This window comes from Streptomyces sp. NPDC058221, from assembly GCF_042882365.1.
Lineage (GTDB): Bacteria > Actinomycetota > Actinomycetes > Streptomycetales > Streptomycetaceae > Streptomyces.
The window spans coordinates 17,835-33,966 of the sequence record NZ_JBHVWF010000031.1; the positions used below are offsets into that span (position 1 = coordinate 17,835).

General features: G+C 69.3%; 16 protein-coding genes and 1 pseudogene. 13 read left to right on the top strand and 4 right to left on the bottom strand.

Going from position 1 to position 16,132, the window contains the following annotated elements; all coding sequences use genetic code 11:
• Window positions 1-65: 65 nt before the first annotated feature.
• The 9 genes from ACFVW8_RS13125 (at window position 66) to ACFVW8_RS13165 (ending at window position 9,917) form a co-directional block, all read left to right on the top strand.
• The gene (locus tag ACFVW8_RS13125; RefSeq protein WP_389689179.1) at window positions 66-1,532 is read left to right on the top strand and encodes a DUF6177 family protein; all 1,467 of its coding nucleotides are present in this window, start codon (window positions 66-68) and stop codon (window positions 1,530-1,532) included.
• Window positions 1,533-1,641: 109 nt separating this feature from the next.
• On the top strand, window positions 1,642-1,974 hold the full coding sequence (locus ACFVW8_RS13130) for a hypothetical protein (protein WP_389689181.1): 333 nt from the start codon (window positions 1,642-1,644) through the stop codon (window positions 1,972-1,974).
• A 106-nt stretch (window positions 1,975-2,080) separates the two neighbouring features.
• Window positions 2,081-2,401 (top strand): pore-forming ESAT-6 family protein, encoded by a 321-nt coding sequence (locus ACFVW8_RS13135; RefSeq protein ID WP_389689183.1) that lies wholly within the window; start codon window positions 2,081-2,083, stop codon window positions 2,399-2,401.
• A 92-nt stretch (window positions 2,402-2,493) separates the two neighbouring features.
• Entirely contained in the window at window positions 2,494-2,919 is a 426-nt protein-coding gene (locus ACFVW8_RS13140) for a DUF6507 family protein (RefSeq protein ID WP_389689185.1), read from the top strand.
• Window positions 2,916-5,753 carry a hypothetical protein gene (locus tag ACFVW8_RS13145; RefSeq protein ID WP_389689187.1) on the top strand — a complete coding sequence of 946 codons (2,838 nt, stop codon included), beginning with the start codon at window positions 2,916-2,918 and terminating at the stop codon, window positions 5,751-5,753. Before ACFVW8_RS13140 ends, ACFVW8_RS13145 begins: the two co-directional genes overlap by 4 nt.
• A 15-nt stretch (window positions 5,754-5,768) precedes the next feature.
• A complete protein-coding gene (locus ACFVW8_RS13150; RefSeq protein ID WP_389689189.1) occupies window positions 5,769-6,635 on the top strand; it encodes an immunity 49 family protein in 867 nt (288 codons plus the stop codon).
• Window positions 6,636-6,879: 244 nt separating this feature from the next.
• Window positions 6,880-7,890, top strand: a complete 1,011-nt coding sequence (locus ACFVW8_RS13155) for an AraC family transcriptional regulator ligand-binding domain-containing protein (protein ID WP_389689260.1) — start codon at window positions 6,880-6,882, stop codon at window positions 7,888-7,890.
• Between the two features lie 78 nt (window positions 7,891-7,968).
• On the top strand, window positions 7,969-9,096 hold the full coding sequence (locus tag ACFVW8_RS13160) for a hypothetical protein (protein WP_389689191.1): 1,128 nt from the start codon (window positions 7,969-7,971) through the stop codon (window positions 9,094-9,096).
• The gene (locus ACFVW8_RS13165) at window positions 9,093-9,917 is read left to right on the top strand and encodes an SDR family oxidoreductase (protein WP_389689193.1); all 825 of its coding nucleotides are present in this window, start codon (window positions 9,093-9,095) and stop codon (window positions 9,915-9,917) included. The genes ACFVW8_RS13160 and ACFVW8_RS13165 overlap by 4 nt, the downstream gene beginning before the upstream one ends.
• A 77-nt stretch (window positions 9,918-9,994) precedes the next feature.
• Here the strand turns inward: ACFVW8_RS13165 and ACFVW8_RS13170 are convergent.
• Window positions 9,995-10,144 (bottom strand): annotated as a pseudogene (locus ACFVW8_RS13170) (DUF5713 family protein); the annotation flags it as partial.
• 260 nt (window positions 10,145-10,404) lie between these two features.
• On the opposite strand from ACFVW8_RS13170, the gene ACFVW8_RS13175 reads away from it, so the two are divergent.
• Window positions 10,405-11,025 (top strand): hypothetical protein, encoded by a 621-nt coding sequence (locus ACFVW8_RS13175; protein ID WP_389689195.1) that lies wholly within the window; start codon window positions 10,405-10,407, stop codon window positions 11,023-11,025.
• Window positions 11,026-11,073: 48 nt separating this feature from the next.
• On the opposite strand, the gene ACFVW8_RS13180 is transcribed toward ACFVW8_RS13175, so the two are convergent.
• Window positions 11,074-11,382: a hypothetical protein gene (locus ACFVW8_RS13180; RefSeq protein ID WP_389689197.1), complete on the bottom strand. Its 309-nt coding sequence runs from the start codon at window positions 11,380-11,382 to the stop codon at window positions 11,074-11,076.
• Between the two features lie 112 nt (window positions 11,383-11,494).
• On the opposite strand from ACFVW8_RS13180, the gene ACFVW8_RS13185 reads away from it, so the two are divergent.
• Window positions 11,495-12,289, top strand: a complete 795-nt coding sequence (locus ACFVW8_RS13185; RefSeq protein ID WP_389689199.1) for a Scr1 family TA system antitoxin-like transcriptional regulator — start codon at window positions 11,495-11,497, stop codon at window positions 12,287-12,289.
• Window positions 12,282-12,503, top strand: a complete 222-nt coding sequence (locus tag ACFVW8_RS13190) for a DUF397 domain-containing protein (protein ID WP_389689201.1) — start codon at window positions 12,282-12,284, stop codon at window positions 12,501-12,503. Before ACFVW8_RS13185 ends, ACFVW8_RS13190 begins: the two co-directional genes overlap by 8 nt.
• 42 nt (window positions 12,504-12,545) lie before the next feature.
• Here the strand turns inward: ACFVW8_RS13190 and ACFVW8_RS13195 are convergent, their stop codons facing one another.
• Together ACFVW8_RS13195 and ACFVW8_RS13200 are read right to left on the bottom strand one after the other, a co-directional pair.
• Entirely contained in the window at window positions 12,546-12,887 is a 342-nt protein-coding gene (locus ACFVW8_RS13195) for a DUF5713 family protein (RefSeq protein WP_389689203.1), read from the bottom strand.
• 65 nt (window positions 12,888-12,952) lie between these two features.
• Window positions 12,953-14,440 (bottom strand): sodium:solute symporter, encoded by a 1,488-nt coding sequence (locus ACFVW8_RS13200; protein ID WP_389689205.1) that lies wholly within the window; start codon window positions 14,438-14,440, stop codon window positions 12,953-12,955.
• Window positions 14,441-14,563: 123 nt separating this feature from the next.
• On the opposite strand from ACFVW8_RS13200, the gene ACFVW8_RS13205 reads away from it, so the two are divergent.
• The gene (locus ACFVW8_RS13205; protein ID WP_389689207.1) at window positions 14,564-16,033 is read left to right on the top strand and encodes a PucR family transcriptional regulator; all 1,470 of its coding nucleotides are present in this window, start codon (window positions 14,564-14,566) and stop codon (window positions 16,031-16,033) included.
• Window positions 16,034-16,132 lie beyond the last annotated feature (99 nt).

Genomic DNA, 16,132 nt, shown 5'->3' on the forward strand with positions numbered 1-16,132 from the left:
GATCTGCCGATGACCCACCACCACCATCATTTCCGCCACCGAGCAACGAAGGACCGGACGACTCCATGACGAAGGACGTCATCGCGCTCACCGCCCGTATGCCCGATCCGTGGAGCGTGCTCGCGGGCCTGCTCTCCGGCGGCCCGGACAAGCTGGTGGATTCCCGGGGCGAAGGGGCCGTGGTGCAGCTGTGCGACGAGCAGGGCCGCCCGCTCCTCTCGGTCGAGGCACCGCTGCTGGTCGCCGTGGAGGGCGAGGCGGAGCGGCTGCTCGGGGCGACGGCGCCGCCGGTCCCGTACTGGTGGACGGAAGCCCGTGCCACCACCGGGGTCGCGGAGGCGGAGCAGCTCGCGGGGACGTTCGCGACCCGGCTGACCGCCCTGGTGGGCGGCACCGCGTGGCCGCCCGGCACCTCGGACTCACTGGCCGTGGTGAAGGCGGACGGGGTGAGCGTCGCCCCGGTGCCCGTCGCCGCGCAGCCCGCCATCGACGTGCTCACCGAGAAGGTCGCCGTCGTCATCCAGGACCGCCCGGTGGTCGCGATGACGGCCTGGCTCTCCGACGCCTTCCGGGCGGCGGCCGGGGCCGGACTCGGCCTGCAGATCGTCAGCCCGGCCGGCACCACGCTCTCCCCCGCCGTGCGTGACGGTCTCGGCGGATGGCCGTCGCGCTGGATCGTCCAGGACGAGCGGGACGGCTACTACGACGGCCTGACCGGGGCGGTGCTGCGCTGGCAGGACGGCATGTTCGCTCCGGTGGCTCCGGTGGCTCCGGTGGCTCCGTTCACCTCCCCCGCCGCGACGGACGACGAACCGGACACCCCGGTCGCGGCCGCCTACCAGGAGGTCACGGCCACCGGCGACCGCCAGCTCGCCCTCACCTTCCGGCTGGTCCACCCGGCGGACGACCGCCTGGTGCTCGGCGGCGGGCTGGAGACGGCGTGGCGGGAGCTGACCGGGGAACCCCCGGCCGGCTGGGGCACATCGGAGCCGGCGAACCTCCCGTGGTCGCTGCGGCAGCTGACGGACCTCGCGCACCGGAGGGCGCCGGAACCGACCTGGCTCGTCGTGGTCGGCAGTCCCGGCCGGCCGGGCCTCGCCACCGTGCGCGTCACCCGTACGAAGTCGGGCGTCGAGGAACACGTCACGCTGGCGTTCGGCTACGGGAGCGGTGAGGAGTGTCCGGTGGACGCCCTGCCGGCCCTCGCCGAGGCTCTCGCCACCCGGCACGATCTCCAGTCGATGCTCGTACAGGTTCGCAAAGCGCGACGCGATTTGGCCGTACCCGCACGCTTCGAGGGTCCGGGTGTCCCGCTGGCGTTCGCGCTCGGCGCGGAGGAGGTCCGTGAACTCCCCGGCGACCGCGCCCGCCACACGCCACTGCCCGAACCCCCGGTGCCTCTAGGCCCGAAAACCCGCCCTGCGCTGTACTACTCGCTGCCGGGAGACCCGTCGGACCTGGCGGGCTGGGGAGACTTCGAGCGCCTGATGCGCCACCTCGGCGGGACCGCGAGTCCGGCCTCTACGCCATGAGTCAGACACAGCCAAAATCTGTCCGATTGCAGATTGCAGTAGCGATGTAGATGTTGATAGACATGATCCTGAACAGACACACGTTCGTTCGACGTGGTGGGGGAAGTTGATGAAGTTCGACATGGGGGCCTCGGTCCTTTCGACGCTGATGTCGCAGTCGCAGGGGTCCAGTACGGATCTGGGCACGCTGATCCGGCAGTTGATCGCGGCGGCGGAGCCGCTGGAGGGCAAGTTCAACGGGGCGGGCAAGGTCGCGTTCGACGACTTCAAGAACCGCTCCGACGAGATCACGACGGCGTTGAACGCCTCGCTGTCCGGGATCCTGGGCGGACAGTCGGGGATGGACGCGGCGTTCGGTCAGGGTGACCAGGAGCAGGGCGACAACGCGCGGACGCAGATGGCCTCGGCCAACTTCGACGCGGCACGGTTCTCGGGCCGCTGACACCGGCGGTTCGACGAGAGGGCAGCAATCAGACTGCCCTGCTTCCGACTTCCGACTTCCGACTTCTGACTTCTGACTTCTGACTTCTGACGGGGAGTGACGGGTGATGGCAGGAAACGCGGGGAACGCAGACCGGCGTTCGTACGACACGGGTGCCTCTACCGAGACCCAGGGCAACATCCAGGCGGTGATCGCCCAACTGGAGCTGGTGATCACGGCGCGGGACACCCAGGTGAAGACGGCGATGAGCGACTTCGCGGCCGACGGCGTGGCGGACGAGTACCACGGCAAGGAACTGCGCTGGAACACGACCTCGCAGGAGGTCAGGAACATCATCCGGCTGCTGCGCTCGACGCTGGAGAAGAACGACGGCACGGCGCAGCAGACGCTGGCACGGGCGAAGGCAGCGGTCGACAACATCGGCTGAGGCCCCTCGCTGCACAGCCCCGGGACGACGAGTCGTTCCTCCGGGGGCGCGACGGACGGACATCATGACGGGTACGGGGGCGGGGGGCGTCAGTGACGGCGTGGGACATCAAGCCGCAAGGCGTACAAGGTCAGTTGAAGGTGGTCGGTGCGCACGCCGGTGACCTGGAGAAGGCACTGAACGCGATGGTCACCGCCATGTCGGAGGCGGCGCAGGCGGCCGGCACGGCAGTACTGGGGACGGCGGCCAGTACGCCGCTGCAGGGCCCGGTGGCTCCAGGTCAGGCACCCCTGTCACGGGGTGCGACGGGCCCGGTGGCTGCGGCGCTCGCCGAATACCTGAATAGGCGTACGCCGCAGCTGAAGGCGTTGTCGGAACGCATCCAGGCTGCCACGCTCGGCGCGGCCACGGCGACGAACGAGTACGTCGAAGGCGACCTGGACACGGCCAAGCAGGCCCAGGACGCGGCCAAGTCCGTCCGCCTGGACCTGCTCAAGGACATGGGGGCCGGCAAGTGAGCGAGAACGACCCGGTCAACCTGGCGGGGATACCGGTGTTCACCGGCGACCTCGCCCTGCTCGACACCAAGGTGACCGCACTGACCAAGGGCGGAGAGGCGATCTCCACCGCGGCCGGTGACGTACACAGCAGCTTCGGCGGTCTGCAGGCCTTCTACAAGGCGCCCGAGGCCGATCAGCTGTTCGCCACGACGAAGCCGGTCGCGGACCGCGGGGAGTCCCTGAAATCGGAGCTGGCCACGGTCGCCGGCGCGCTGAGCACGTACTCGGACGAGGCCTACCCGCTGGTCGAGAAGCTGAAGGAACTCAAGCGCGACGCGGGCGCCTTCCTGGTCAAGGCCAACGCCGACGACAAGTGGCGCGAGGACGGCGACCTGGTCGACGAGAACAACCACCGCCACGACGAGATAAGGGAGACCTGGACGGCGTTCCAGGCCGTGGAGCGGGCCTGCCACGACAAGATCGTCGCCCTGGTCGGCGGCCACGCGCTGAAGGTCGACGACGGCTCGGGCAAGGCGGGCACTTACGGCTACGACGCCGAGGCGCTCAAGCACGCCAAGGGCCTGCCGTGGGGCGACCCGGTCGAGGAGTCCAAGCCGTGGTGGCACATCCACGAGCACGCGTGGGACTTCGCCAAGGGCTTCTTCGTCGACGGCGTCTGGGGCACGATCAAGGGCCTGGGCACCCTGGTCGGCACCGACGGCTGGGACTCCGCCAAGCAGGCCTGGTCGGGCCTGGGAAAGCTCGCCACGGGGCTGGCTCTGAGCAACCCGGCCATGGGCGGCTTCGTTTTCTGGTCCATACCCGACGAAAAACTCCCCGCCTACCTGCGCGAGTCACGCGCGGCGGTGAAGGAGACAGGCAAGGCCCTGGTGGCCTGGGACAAGTGGGGCGAGAACCCGTCGCGCGCAGCGGGCGCGGTGACGTTCAACGTCCTGACGACCGTCTTCACCGGCGGCGCCGGCGGCGCGGCCTCCGGCGCAGGCAAGGCCGCCATCGCAGCAAAGGCCCTGTCCACCGCGGGCAAGGTGGGCCGGTTCGTCGACCCCATGACGTACGTCTTCAAGGGTGTCGGCATGGGCGTGACGAAGGTCAGCGACGTCATCAAGGGGCTGCGCGGCGCCCGCACGGCCGAGGTCATCCCCCTCCCGGAAGGCGCGATCAGCCTGCCGGACGGCGCCTTCAAGCTCGCCGACGGCACACTGCACCTCCCGGAGGGCGCGGCAGTCCCGGAGGGCGCGTTCGAGATCCCGAGCAACTCCGTCAAGCTCCCGGACGGCGTCGACATCCCGGCCGGCGCAATCGACCTGGGCGACGGCGTGGTCCGACTCCCCGAAGGCATGACACCCCCGGCCGGCACCCTCAACATCCCCGAAGGCGCCCTCAAACTCCCCCACGGCACCACAGCCCTGCCCGAAAGCGCTGTCCCCCTCACCGACGTGCACGGCAACACCATCTACGCAGACGGCCCGGGCAACCTCCTGAAAGAGGACGGCACCCTTCTGCAACACCACACCGCAGCGCAGCGGGAGAACCCGGCTGCCGGCGCGGAGGCCCCGTCCAGCCGAACCCCGTCCCCTCAGCCTGCACTCGTCGGCGCCCACACCGGCGTTGACGCCTCGCGGCTGAGCTCGGACATCACCGGCCCAGTCCGGACAGTGGACAACGGAGCCCCAGGCGCCCACCCCGACACCACTCCCGGCAGTGCCGCGAGCGACAACATGCCTCGAAACGAGTCGGGCAACAGTCCTCGCGGCGACCAGTCCGGTTCTAGCGGCGCCCCGCTCTCTGCAGACATCCACCACTCTGGCTCTCGCACCAGCGCAACCCACTCCGACGGTCGCCCCAGTGGCGGTACCGGTTCCGATCGCTCCGGCTCAGGCGTCGACACCACGGACAATGCCGCCCCTCACGGCGGCGCCTCGGACGACGCCACAGGCGGCACGCGCAACAGCGACGAAGTGATGAGCCCCGAGCGGCTCAAGGAGCTCCAGCAGAAGCACGTCGAGCTGGCAAACACCAACGAGGCCTGGCGCCTGGAGCACTACAACACTCTTGGCCGCCGTAAGCGGATCGTCAACCTGGTGGACGGTGTCGAGCTGCCCCAGCTGACCCTGGACGCCAACGGCAAGTGGATCTCCGTTCACGACTTGCCGAACGGACCGCGGGAGGCGAGGTTCAACCCCAAGCCGCTGGACAAGAACTCAGTGCCCGACGGGGTCCTGCCGGACTTGGACAAGGTCGCCGGGGACCGCCGCGTGTCCACCAACTTGAATAACGCGGAGCTCAAGCTCAGGGAGGCGGACACCGCGGCACACCGCGAGGACGTCAGGCTGGCGCGAGCGGCCTACGACGCCCGGCTGCCCGGAGTCCCCAACAACAGTAAGATCCCGGAGGCTCTGGGCAACCGAGCGGCGACGCTCCACGTGATCCCGCGAGAGTTCCCCCTAGCGGAGGTGATCGACCTTCCGAAGACGCCCAACGGTGCCAATATGTTCGATGGTGCATACAAGCTCCCCGGCGGGGAGCGCCTACTCGTGGAGGAAAAGGCGCCGTCTAACGATCCCGACTGGCGTCAAGGAAAGGCTGATCCCGACCCGCTGAGCCCGAATGACCACGGTGGTGCCCAGGGCTTGCGGGTACAGCAGGGCACCAGGCCTTACATTCGGACAATTCTGGCCGAGATGACGTCCCGCGGCGGCAGGGATGCTGAGATCGCCGCAGATCTCCGCGCCGCACTAAAGTCTGGGAAGCTGAGGTATGTCCTGGTCAAGGCAATGGAGGACGTCAACGGCCTCTACGGCGGAGCCGTAATAGACGAATTCAAGATATAAACTGGAGGAAAGTAGATGGCAACGCCTATCCGGCGCCACAGCTTCCGTACGGACAACGCTGCGGAGGCCATGAAGCCTGTCGTCGCGGCCGCGCAGGAGGCCATCGAGGGGATCGATACGTCCGAGGACGATCGCTACGACGCCCTGCCATTCGCGCTTGGCGCCGCGAAATGGCGCTGCCTCCTAGACCCTGATGTGGGCGAGCTCGACACCTGGGAGTCGTGGGTTCTGGCTATGCAAGTCGGCTCCGCGCTCTTCATCGCCGGTACGGCGCAGGAGAGCACGGTGACCTGCCGGGTCGGAGCTCTGGACGAAGTGCGCACGCTCCCCCGGACCGGCCCGCAGGAGTACCTGCACGCCGGGAACTGGCTCACCTCCTTCTACTTGTCGGTGATCTGCCGCGAGAACGATCGGGTGAACCAACTTGCCCAGGTTCCGGTGTCGTTCCTACGTGCCTCCGGTGCGGAATTCGACGACTACATCTACGCCTGGATCGAGACCCTTCAACATCTCTGGTTCGGTCGCCCGCAGGTCTGGGATTCCCTGGTCGCCGCCGTCCAGGGCACAGCGCCCGAACAAGCTCGGGTCGCAAGCACCGAGTTGATGCTGAAAATCCTCTACCCGCCGCTGGAGTTGTTCCAGCTCTACCTGCGTCGGGAGAACCAAGCTTTCACCGACTCCCTAGTGAAGGCTCTGACCTGGCACAAGGAGTACTGGACGGCGGACGAGGCTCGCCCCTTGAGCGGGGACGGCCTTGTCGCCCTGGGCCCCCTGGCCATCGCGTGCATGGCATACGACGCGGACATGCCGGTCGAGGTCGAGTCCGAATACCTCCCGAAACACCTCCTCCAGCGCAGCTGGCTCGGGGAGTTCCCCACCTGACGCCTTCCCTTCGCGTCGGCACCGGGCCGGCACCGACGTTGGCGTGCCCCGCTCGGGAGGACAGCTCGGTGATCAGTGAGCCTCTTCCAACCTGACGGGTGGTTGGGCTGGTGACCCCGGCGGCGGGCATGAAGAAAGCTCCTGGTAGACGGGTTCACGACCAAGATCACCAGTCCGCCAGGAGCTTTCGCGTGCTTGTCCACCCGGCCGGCGGGACAGCCCTTAGCATCGCCCGGTGGGTGCGATGATTCGAGGAGCCAGCCTGCGCGGGTTTGCGCGCCTCGTCGACGAGCTCGGCGGCGACCCTGAGGAGTTCATGGGGCGGTTCGCGATCCCTCCGGAGGCGCTCGTCTCCGAGGAGGGGCTCGTCCCGATCACCGGCCACGACCTGATGCTCGACGCGGTTGCCCGTGATCTTCGATGCCCTGATTTCGGCCTCCGCCTGGCCTGCGGCCAGGATCTCGGCATCCTCGGCCGACTGGCGCTGGCCATACAGGCATCGTCGACGGTCGCGGAGGCACTGGAGTGCGCGTCGCGGTTCATGTTCGTCCACAGCCCGGCGCTGAGCGTCGGTGTGGAGCCGGATCCACGGGGTCGGCGTGAGGTGGTCGCGCTGACCTACCGGAAGGATCTGCGAGAGTCGCCGTACTCGCCGCAGGCCATGGAACTCGGGATCGGCCTCTTTCACCGCGTGGCCCTGGCTCTGGTAGGCAGCCTGGCCGGGCTTCGGTCGGTGGAGCTGCCTCACCAGCCCCTGTCGCCGGTGTCGCGGTACATCGAGTTCTTCGGCGTGGACGTGAAGTTCGGGTGCCCGACCGCCGCGCTGCGCGTGGAACGGCGGATGCTGGAGAAGGAGTTCCGCGGTGCGGACGCGGCGATCCGCCGGCTCGCACTCGACTACCTGACCCGTCACCACACCGACCCGGAGCGCCTCGTCTCCACGCACGTCCGGCGGGCCCTGGCCGGGAGCGTCGGCACCACCCCGGCGGCCATCGGTCCCGTCGCCCGGCTTCTCGCGATGCATCCCCGCACCCTGCAACGGCGACTCGCTGCCGAGTCGACCGGCTTTGAGGAGATCCTCGACGCCGTACGACGGGATCTCGCGTTGCGCTACATCACCACCACCGACCTGGCGCTGGGACAGGTGGCCGCGATGGCCGGCTTCGCCGACCAGTCCGGCCTCAGCCACGCCGTACGACGGTGGACGGGCTCCAGCCCGAGCGAGGTGCGCTGCCGGGTGCAGGGCATCTCCTGAGATTGTCGTGCTGGAACAAATCCTGCCCGGCTCGGGAGGGCATGCTGCTGGCCCGACGACGAGTGCGAGGAGTGGCCCATGGCGACAGCCGGAACCGACCACCTGACCGGGATCGGTGCGCGACTGATCCCTGAGTTCGACGGCGTGCACGACGTGTGGCCGCGCGGCGAACGCCTCAAGGCGGTCCGCGAGGCCGCCGCGACATACAAGGAGCGCTTCAAGGCGCAGGGCCAGGTGCGCGCGGTGAAGTCGGTGGACATCGCCGCAGCGCCATACCCGGTGAAGTACGCCTTCCACGACGCCGTCTCGGTGCCCACGCTCCCGCTGATCTCGATGATCAACCGCATGATCGTCGTGCAGTACGACGACTTCGACGGCCGGGCCCGCACGCTGGTCTTCGAGCCGACGGTGCCGGACGGCTCCGCGGAGGCACCCTTCTACCGCAACCTGCAGAAGCTGACGGCAAAGGTCCCCGGCGGCAAGCTGCTGGAGCGGATGGTGCTGAGGTACTACGCGGAGCCCGGCGACGTCCTGCGCCGGCTCGGGCTGGCCCCGGACGACATCGACTTCTGCACCTTCGACCACCTGCACGTGCAGGACCCGCGGATGATCATGGGCTCCACCGAGGTCATCAAGGGCGAGTCGGCGCCGCGCGAGCCGCTGTTCGGCGGGGCGAAGATGCTCGTGCACAGCCGCGAGCTGGCCACGCTCCAGTCCCTCCACCCGATGCAGTGGGCGTGGTACGTCGACGGGGGCCTGGGCGGCGTCGCCCCGGAGAAGTTCGTCACCTTCGACGGCGACATCGAGCTCGGCCCCGGCGTCACACTGCTGTGGACTCCCGGACACACCGACGGCAACCACTCACTGGTGCTCAACACCCCCGACGGCGTGTGGGTGTCCTCCGAGAACGGCATCTCCCTCGACAACTGGCAGCCGGAGCTTTCCAGGATCCCCGGGGTGCGCCGCTACCACGAGGCCTTCGGCCGCGAGATCTGCCCCAACGCCAACACCCTGGAGGACTCCCTCGACCAGTACGACTCGATGGTCAAGGAGAAGACCCTCGCCGACCGCTGCAAGGCGGACCCGCGCTGGCTGCAAATCCTGCCCTCGACCGAACTCGCCCCCTGGAAGCGGTTCTGGCCGGTGGTCCCCACCTACGTCCACGGCGGGATCGCCTACGGCGAGGTCAAGGGCGGCCGGCGATGAACCACTCACCCGCCGGCGCGGTGGTCACCGGGGCGGGCCGCGGGCTGGGCAGGCTCATCGCCACGCTGCTGGTGGAGCGCGGCCATAGCGTGCTGGTCACCGACATCGACGAGGAGGCGGCGCGGACCGCTGCGGCCGAACTCGGGTCGGACGTGCTGTGGGCCGGCGTCGACGTGCGCGACGAGGTCCAGGTCACCGCGGCGCGGGACCTCATCGTGGCGCAGGCCGGCCGCCTCGACGTGTGGGTCAACAACGCCGGCGTGCTCGTGACCGGCCCGGCCTGGGAGCAGTCGCCCGACGTACGCCGCCTGATGTTGGAAGTCAACGCGCTCGGTACTGTCAACGGCACCGTCGTCGCGATCGAGGCCATGCGGGGCATGGGCGGGCACATTGTCAACGTCGTATCGCTGGCGGGACTGACCGCGGTCCCGGGCGAGGCAGTGTACGCCGCGTCCAAGCACGCGGCGATCGGCTTCAGCCTGAGCACACTCGCCGACCTGCGCCTGGCCGGGATCAACGAGATCGACATCTCCTGCGTCTGCCCCGACGGCATCTGGACCCCGATGCTCCACGACAAACTCGACGACCCTGCCTCGGCACTGTCCTTCTCCGGCAAGCTACTCAAGCCCGAGGACGTCGCCGCCGCGGTGCGCAAGGTGCTGGACCGCCCGCGCCCGGTCACCGCGGTCCCGGGCTGGCGAGGGCTGCAGGCACGCCTGGCCGACGCCCTCCCCTCCTTCGGGCTGCGTGCCGTCCCCCTGGCGGTCGCGCAGGGCAGACGGGTCCAGCGAAAGATGCTGGCCAAGAGCCGGTCGGTGTAGAGGACTCACCCCTCTCCGGGACGCTGTCCGGCTGACCGGACCGACGCGCCGGTCCTCGCACCCGCGCTCCCCGCCCCTCACCACTCCCGTGCCGCGATCAGCTCCTCCGCGTCCGGGAAGCCGTACGCCTTCGCGATGAGCCAGAACGCCTCGCCGATCTCCTCGCGGGCCACCGTCTCGATCTCGCTGCCCGCCGCGTCGAACTCCGCCTCCAGGACGTCGAACTCGAAGCCTGGATAACGGCAGAGGTGCACATGCTCACATTCTCTCTTCTCAGAGCCCGTAGCACGATCATCGTTGCTCAATTGCCAAACTCCCGCAGACGCTGACCTGCACCGATATCGACGGCAGAGATTGACATTCACGGGGCCGTGCCACACGGACAAACGCCGTGATCCCGGGTCCTGTTGAGTAGCCCAGCCTGCCGTGTCTCTGCACGGCCACTGCGCTTCGCAGGAGTGTCAGTGGCCTCCGCTAGGTTCGTCTCATGAGTTCTTCCTTGAGCGTGTACCTGCTGGACGTGGCCGCTGCACGCGCCCTGGTCGGATCCCGCGATGACCAATTGCTGGAGTTCATTCGCACCGAGTTCGGGGATGACCTGGCCCGCGACGACGACTACCACAGTTACGCGATCGAGCAGGGATCCCCCACGGCCGACGAGGCGCTCCGAGCGGTCATCCACGGCGGCCCCTTCAGCGAAGACCGGGGCCATGCCTTCCAGTACGGCTACGCCTACCAACGACTGTGCTCGCTCACCGGTGCGTTCCTGCCCAACGACTGCTTCACGCCGCACAGGGGCGACTGGCTCTCTGTCGTCGACCGGGGCCTGGCGGCCCTGGGCATCACCGCTGTATCCGTGGACGCGTTCAGCTACAGCGATCTGCCGACTCCCCTGCCATACACCGACATACCGGGCTGCGGTGAGTGGGAACCCGACCACATCACCCTGGCGCTCCAGCAGTTCGAGGCCGCCAAGCGTGCGGTCGACGAGTCAGGTCAGGCCCCGTCGCTGGAGCCCGAAGTCCTGGAGGCCGTCATGCAGTGCCTCGGCTGGATGCGGCACGCGGAAGCACGGCCCGGCTACGGCATCATTGGTTTTCGCTTCTGAAGTCGCGGCGGGGGGCGATGGGATGACTACCCCTTCCGCCGAGCTGTCCTACCTCAGGAGCCGCAGGCCACGGCTCGTGGCGATTCGATGGACGTCGCGCAGCGACTCGGCCATGCGGGCCGCCAGGAAGCGGAGTTGGTCGACGGTGGTGTCCAGGTCGCCGATCATGTCGTCCGCGTGGTCGAGGAGTTCGACGCACATCGACAGTTGCACACTCTCCATCTCGTCGGCCAGCCGGGAGACGTACCCCGTGCCGTCCCCGGAGACGTAGCAGGGCTTCCCCTCCGGGCTCGACCACGGCAACAGCCGCAGCGCCTCTACTCGGCTACCGCCCGCGCCACCTGGGGTCTTCGTCATCGCGCACCCTTTCGTTGCCATGTGTAGCGATCCACTCACAGGGTGAGAGGGGCGCGGCTAGGCTCGCCAGGGGATACGGAGTGACACCGCCTTCGTCGCACGGGAGTTGGCCTTGAGCAATACCTACGGTGAGTGGTTGAAGGCCCGGCGCGAGGCCGCCGGGATGACGCAGCAGGAGTTGGCGGATGCGGCGATCATGACCCGGTCGCACATCTCGCACATCGAGGGCGGCCGGCGGGTGCCGTCGCGGGAGGACGCGCGGCGTCTGGACCTGGCCCTGGGTACGGGGGATGTGCTCACTAGTTTTCTGCCGGATCAGGACGCTGCTGTGGCCGAGTACTTCGAGTCGGCCCTTCAACTCGAACAACAGGCAACGGTGCTGAGAGAGTTCGCCCTGTCCTTCGTGCCGGGCATTCTCCAGACCGAGGCTTACGCACGTGCCGTGCTCGGCATGGGGTTCCCGCCGCTGAGCCAGGTGGAGTGTGACAGGGCTGTCGTCGCACGGCTCGGCCGTGCGCGGATTCTCCAGGACCCGAAAGCCCCGGTCGTCTGGGCACTGTTGGACGAGGCAGTGCTACGTCGCCCGGTCGGTGGGCGCGAGATCATGGCCGCGCAGCTCAGCCATATCGTGAGCCTCGTCGAGAGTGAACGCATCCGCGCCCACGTCATTCCGTTCTCGCTCGGGTACCACCCTCTGCTGGAGAACATGCTGACGCTGATGTGGTTCGAGGACCAACCACCGGTCGCCTACAGCGAAGGGTTGAGGATGGGGAAGCTGCACGACTCCCCGTCTGTAGTCGAGGTACTGCAGGGCCGCTACGCTCTCGCACTGAGTGACGCATTGCCGCTGAAGGAGTCGCTGGCACTGCTGAAGGCGACGGCGAAGGGTTATGAAGAACATGGCTGAGCACACAACCCCCAGCACGTCTGCCCTCGACGGATGGCGCAAGTCGTCCTACAGCAACAGTGACAGCGGCAGCTGCCTCGAAGTCCAGGACCACCACCCCCACGCCGTCCCCGTCCGCGACTCCAAGGTCCCCGGCGGGCCCGCCCTGCTCATCCCCGCCGCCGGCTGGGCCTCGTTCGTCGCAGCGGTCAAGGCCGGGACGCTGTCCGGCTGACCGGACCGACGCGCCGGTCCTCGCACCCGCGCACCCCGCCCCTCACCACTCCCGCGCCGCGATCAGCTCCTCCGCGTCCGCGTCCGGGAAGCCGTACGCCTTCGCGATGCGCCAGAACGCCTCGCCGATCTCCTCACGGGCCACCGTCTCGATCTCGCTGCCCGCCGCGTCGAACTCCGCCTCCAGGGCGTTGAACTCCTCCGTCGCCACAGCCGTCAGCGCGTACAGCGCCACGAGGTCGGCCGGGTGATCCGACTCGATCCGTTCGCAGAGGCGCAGCAGTATCGCCTTGCCCTTGTCCAGGACGTGGTCCGGGAAGTAGTCGTCCTCGTACAGCGGGAGCAGAAGCGCGTCCTGCGCGAGGTGTTCGTTGGTGATCGCCACGATGGCCTCCCCTTCGTCACTCCCGATGCTGCACCACCGCACTGACAACACCCGGTGCGGGCAGGTCAGCCCGCGACCCGCTCCCCCGGCGAGTCCGCAGACTCCGTCGCATCCGTGTCCCCGCCGCGACCCGCCAGCCGCTCGCGCCAGGCGACCAGCACCTCCGCGTCCGTCGGCTTCGTCGCCAGCGAGACGATGACGTACACGGCGAGCGAGGCCAGCAGGCCGTAGTAGACCGGCTCGTTGGCGAGGATTCCGTAGCCCGCCATCAGGCCGATCACCGCAACGCCGCCCACCGCGACTGCCGCCAGTGCGCCGGCTGCCGTGCCCCGGCGCCAGAGCAGGCCGCCGAGGATCGGTACCAGCAGGCCGCCGACAAGGAGGTTGTACGCGACTGTCAGGGCCTCGACCACGTTGTTCAGCGCGATGGCTATGAGGATCACCGCGATACCCATGATCAGGATGAAGGCGCGGTTGCCCTTCACCTCGTCGTGCTCCGTGCTGTCCCCGCCGCCCCCGGACACCGCGCCCCGCAGCCGCGACCAGATGTCGTTGTTGGCCACCGTCGCGCAGGCGATCAGCGCACCGGAGGACGTGGACATCACCGCCGCCAGTGCTGCGGCGAGGACCAGGCCCCGCACTCCCACCGGGAGTTCGTCCTTGACGATGGTCGCGAAGGCCGCGTCCGCGGTCGGCAGCTTCGGGTACATGACCTTGGCGGCCGTGCCGATGACCGCTCCCGCGACCGCGTACACCAGGCAGTACGTGCCGGCGACGGTGCCTCCGAGTCGGGCCACGCGGTCGCTGCGGGCGGTGAACACCCGCTGCCAGATGTCCTGTCCGATCAGCATGCCGAAGGTGTAGATCAGCACGTACGTGAAGATCGTCTCGCCGCCGATGCCCAGCGGGTCGAAGTAGTCGGTGGGCAGCTTGGCCTTCATCTCGCTGAAGCCGCCCGCCTTGATCACCGCGATGGGCAGCAGGAGCAGCAGTACGCCGATGGTCTTGACGACGAACTGGACCATGTCCGTCAGCGTGATCGACCACATGCCGCCGAGCGTCGAGTACGCGACGACGATGGTGCCGCCGAGGATGATCGCGACGGTCCTGTTCATGTCGAAGAGGACGTCGAAGATGGTGGCGTACGCGATGGTCGAGGTGACCGCGAGCATCAGGGTGTACGCCCACATGACGATGCCCGAGATGAGTCCGGCCCGGCCGCCGTAGCGCAGGTCGAGCATCTCGGAGACGGTGTAGACCTTCAGCCGCGCGATGCGGGCGGAGAAGAACACGGAGAGGGCGAGCAGGCCGAGGCCGATGGTGAAGACCATCCAGGCGCCGGAGAGTCCGTACTGGTAGCCGAGGCCGACGCCGCCGATCGTGGAGGCGCCGCCCAGGACGATGGCGGCCATGGTGCCGGAGTACATCCAGGGGCCGAGCCGGCGGCCCGCCACCAGGAATTCGCTCTTGGACTTGGCGCGGCGCATGCCCCACCAGCCCATGGCGAGCATGCCGGCCAGATAGACGACGATCACGGCGTAGTCGACTGCCATGGGCTTCCCTCCGTCTCGATCGCAAAGTCACAGGTGTGGGTGGTGAAGACGGTAGGTGGCCCGGCAGCGGCGCTGAAGTGTACGTTTCATCCATTCTCGCCACACTGAACGGATGATCCATCCATGCCGGAACTCCCCGCAGGGCAGATGGCACCGACGACGCCGCCGACCCCGCCCATCCCGCTGACCGAGCTGCTGGCCCGGGAGGAGCTCGGGCTGCGCAGGATCGCGGGGCCCGCGGAGGCGGAGCTGTTGTGGGTGCACACCTCGGAGATGGCCGACCCGTATCCGTATCTGCTCGGCGGTGAGCTGCTGCTGAGCGCGGGGGTGCTGCTCACGGACCCGGACACCTATGTGGCACGGCTGGTGGAGGCGGGGGCCGCCGCGCTCGGTTTCGGGGTGCGGCCGGTGCACGAGACGGTGCCGGCGGAGCTGGTGGCGGCGTGCGAGCGGCACGGGCTGCCGTTGATCGAGGTGCCGCCCGAAACCCCGTTCACGGCGATCGCGCGTGCGGTGTGGCGGCTGATGGCGGAGGCCCGGCTGCGCGAGCTGCGCCGGGTGACGCGCGCCCAGCAGGCCCTCGCCACCGCTGCGGCCAGGACCGATCCGGTGCCGGCGGTGCTGCATCAGCTCGCTGCCCAGTTGGAGGGGCGGGCGGTCCTGCTCACGGCCGACGGCGAGGAGCTGCACGCGGCGGGCCGGGCTCCGGCGCCCGGCGTACGGGCCGCGCTCGTCCGGCTCTCCCGGGTGGTCGCGCCCGTCGTACGCCCCGCGCCCGCCTCGGCCACCGACACCCTGGGCAGCACGCATCTCGCCGCGTACGCGCTCGGCGGCGGGCAGGGGCTCGTCCTGACGCTGGCGACGGAACGACGCGAGGCGGGCGACCACACCATCGCCGGGGTCGCGGTCGTGCTGCTCTCCCTGCTGGCCGCCCCGCACCAGGGCGCCCACGCCGCAGGGCGCTCGGCGGCGCTGGTCCGGCTGCTGCTGGGCGCGGACCCGGCGGGCGTCGCCCCGCTGCTGGGCGGCGCGGAGCTGTGGACGGTGGTGCACGCCCGCCGCAGCGGCGGCGGGCCGGTGGACCCGCTCACCGCGGGGGCGCTCGGCGCGGCTCTGGGCTCGGCGCTGGTGGACGCGGGCCGGGGCGGCGACGCGGTGCGGGTACTGGTGCCCGGCGGTGACCGGGTCACCCCGCAGCCGGGGTGGACGCTCGGCGCCTCCGCGCCCGCGGCGATCACCGCGCTGGACGTGGCCGACACCCAGGCGTCACGCGCCCTGGGCCGCGCGGAGGCGACCCGCACCCCGCTGGCCCACCACCGCGCGGACACCGGTCGCGGACTGGCCGCCCTCATTCCGGAGGGGGCGGCAGAGGCGCACGCCCGCGCACTGCTGGCCCCGCTCACCGAACCGCTCGCCGAGACCCTGCGCTGCTGGCTGAGCCTGCACGGCAGCTGGGACCGCACGGCCACCGCGCTTCAGGTGCACCGCAACACGGTCCGCCAGCGCATCACCCGCTGCGCGGGTCTGCTGGATGCGGATCTGGACGACATGGATGTGCGGACGGAGCTGTGGGTGGCGCTGCGGCGCGGGTGACCCGCGGATACGCACGGACAGCTGCCCCGGTCACTCGGCCCGGACCGGTCACCCCTCCCGGCCCCGTCGCCCCTCCCGGCCCCGTCGCCCCTCCCGGCC

Coding starts and splice junctions, on each gene's coding strand:
- ACFVW8_RS13125 (WP_389689179.1), top strand. CDS start 66: ATGACGAAGGACGTCATCGCGCTCACCGCCCGTATGCCCGATCCGTGG.
- ACFVW8_RS13130 (WP_389689181.1), top strand. CDS start 1,642: ATGAAGTTCGACATGGGGGCCTCGGTCCTTTCGACGCTGATGTCGCAG.
- ACFVW8_RS13135 (WP_389689183.1), top strand. CDS start 2,081: ATGGCAGGAAACGCGGGGAACGCAGACCGGCGTTCGTACGACACGGGT.
- ACFVW8_RS13150 (WP_389689189.1), top strand. CDS start 5,769: ATGGCAACGCCTATCCGGCGCCACAGCTTCCGTACGGACAACGCTGCG.
- ACFVW8_RS13155 (WP_389689260.1), top strand. CDS start 6,880: ATGATTCGAGGAGCCAGCCTGCGCGGGTTTGCGCGCCTCGTCGACGAG.
- ACFVW8_RS13160 (WP_389689191.1), top strand. CDS start 7,969: ATGGCGACAGCCGGAACCGACCACCTGACCGGGATCGGTGCGCGACTG.
- ACFVW8_RS13165 (WP_389689193.1), top strand. CDS start 9,093: ATGAACCACTCACCCGCCGGCGCGGTGGTCACCGGGGCGGGCCGCGGG.
- ACFVW8_RS13175 (WP_389689195.1), top strand. CDS start 10,405: ATGAGTTCTTCCTTGAGCGTGTACCTGCTGGACGTGGCCGCTGCACGC.
- ACFVW8_RS13180 (WP_389689197.1), bottom strand. CDS start 11,382: ATGACGAAGACCCCAGGTGGCGCGGGCGGTAGCCGAGTAGAGGCGCTG.
- ACFVW8_RS13190 (WP_389689201.1), top strand. CDS start 12,282: ATGGCTGAGCACACAACCCCCAGCACGTCTGCCCTCGACGGATGGCGC.
- ACFVW8_RS13200 (WP_389689205.1), bottom strand. CDS start 14,440: ATGGCAGTCGACTACGCCGTGATCGTCGTCTATCTGGCCGGCATGCTC.
- ACFVW8_RS13205 (WP_389689207.1), top strand. CDS start 14,564: ATGCCGGAACTCCCCGCAGGGCAGATGGCACCGACGACGCCGCCGACC.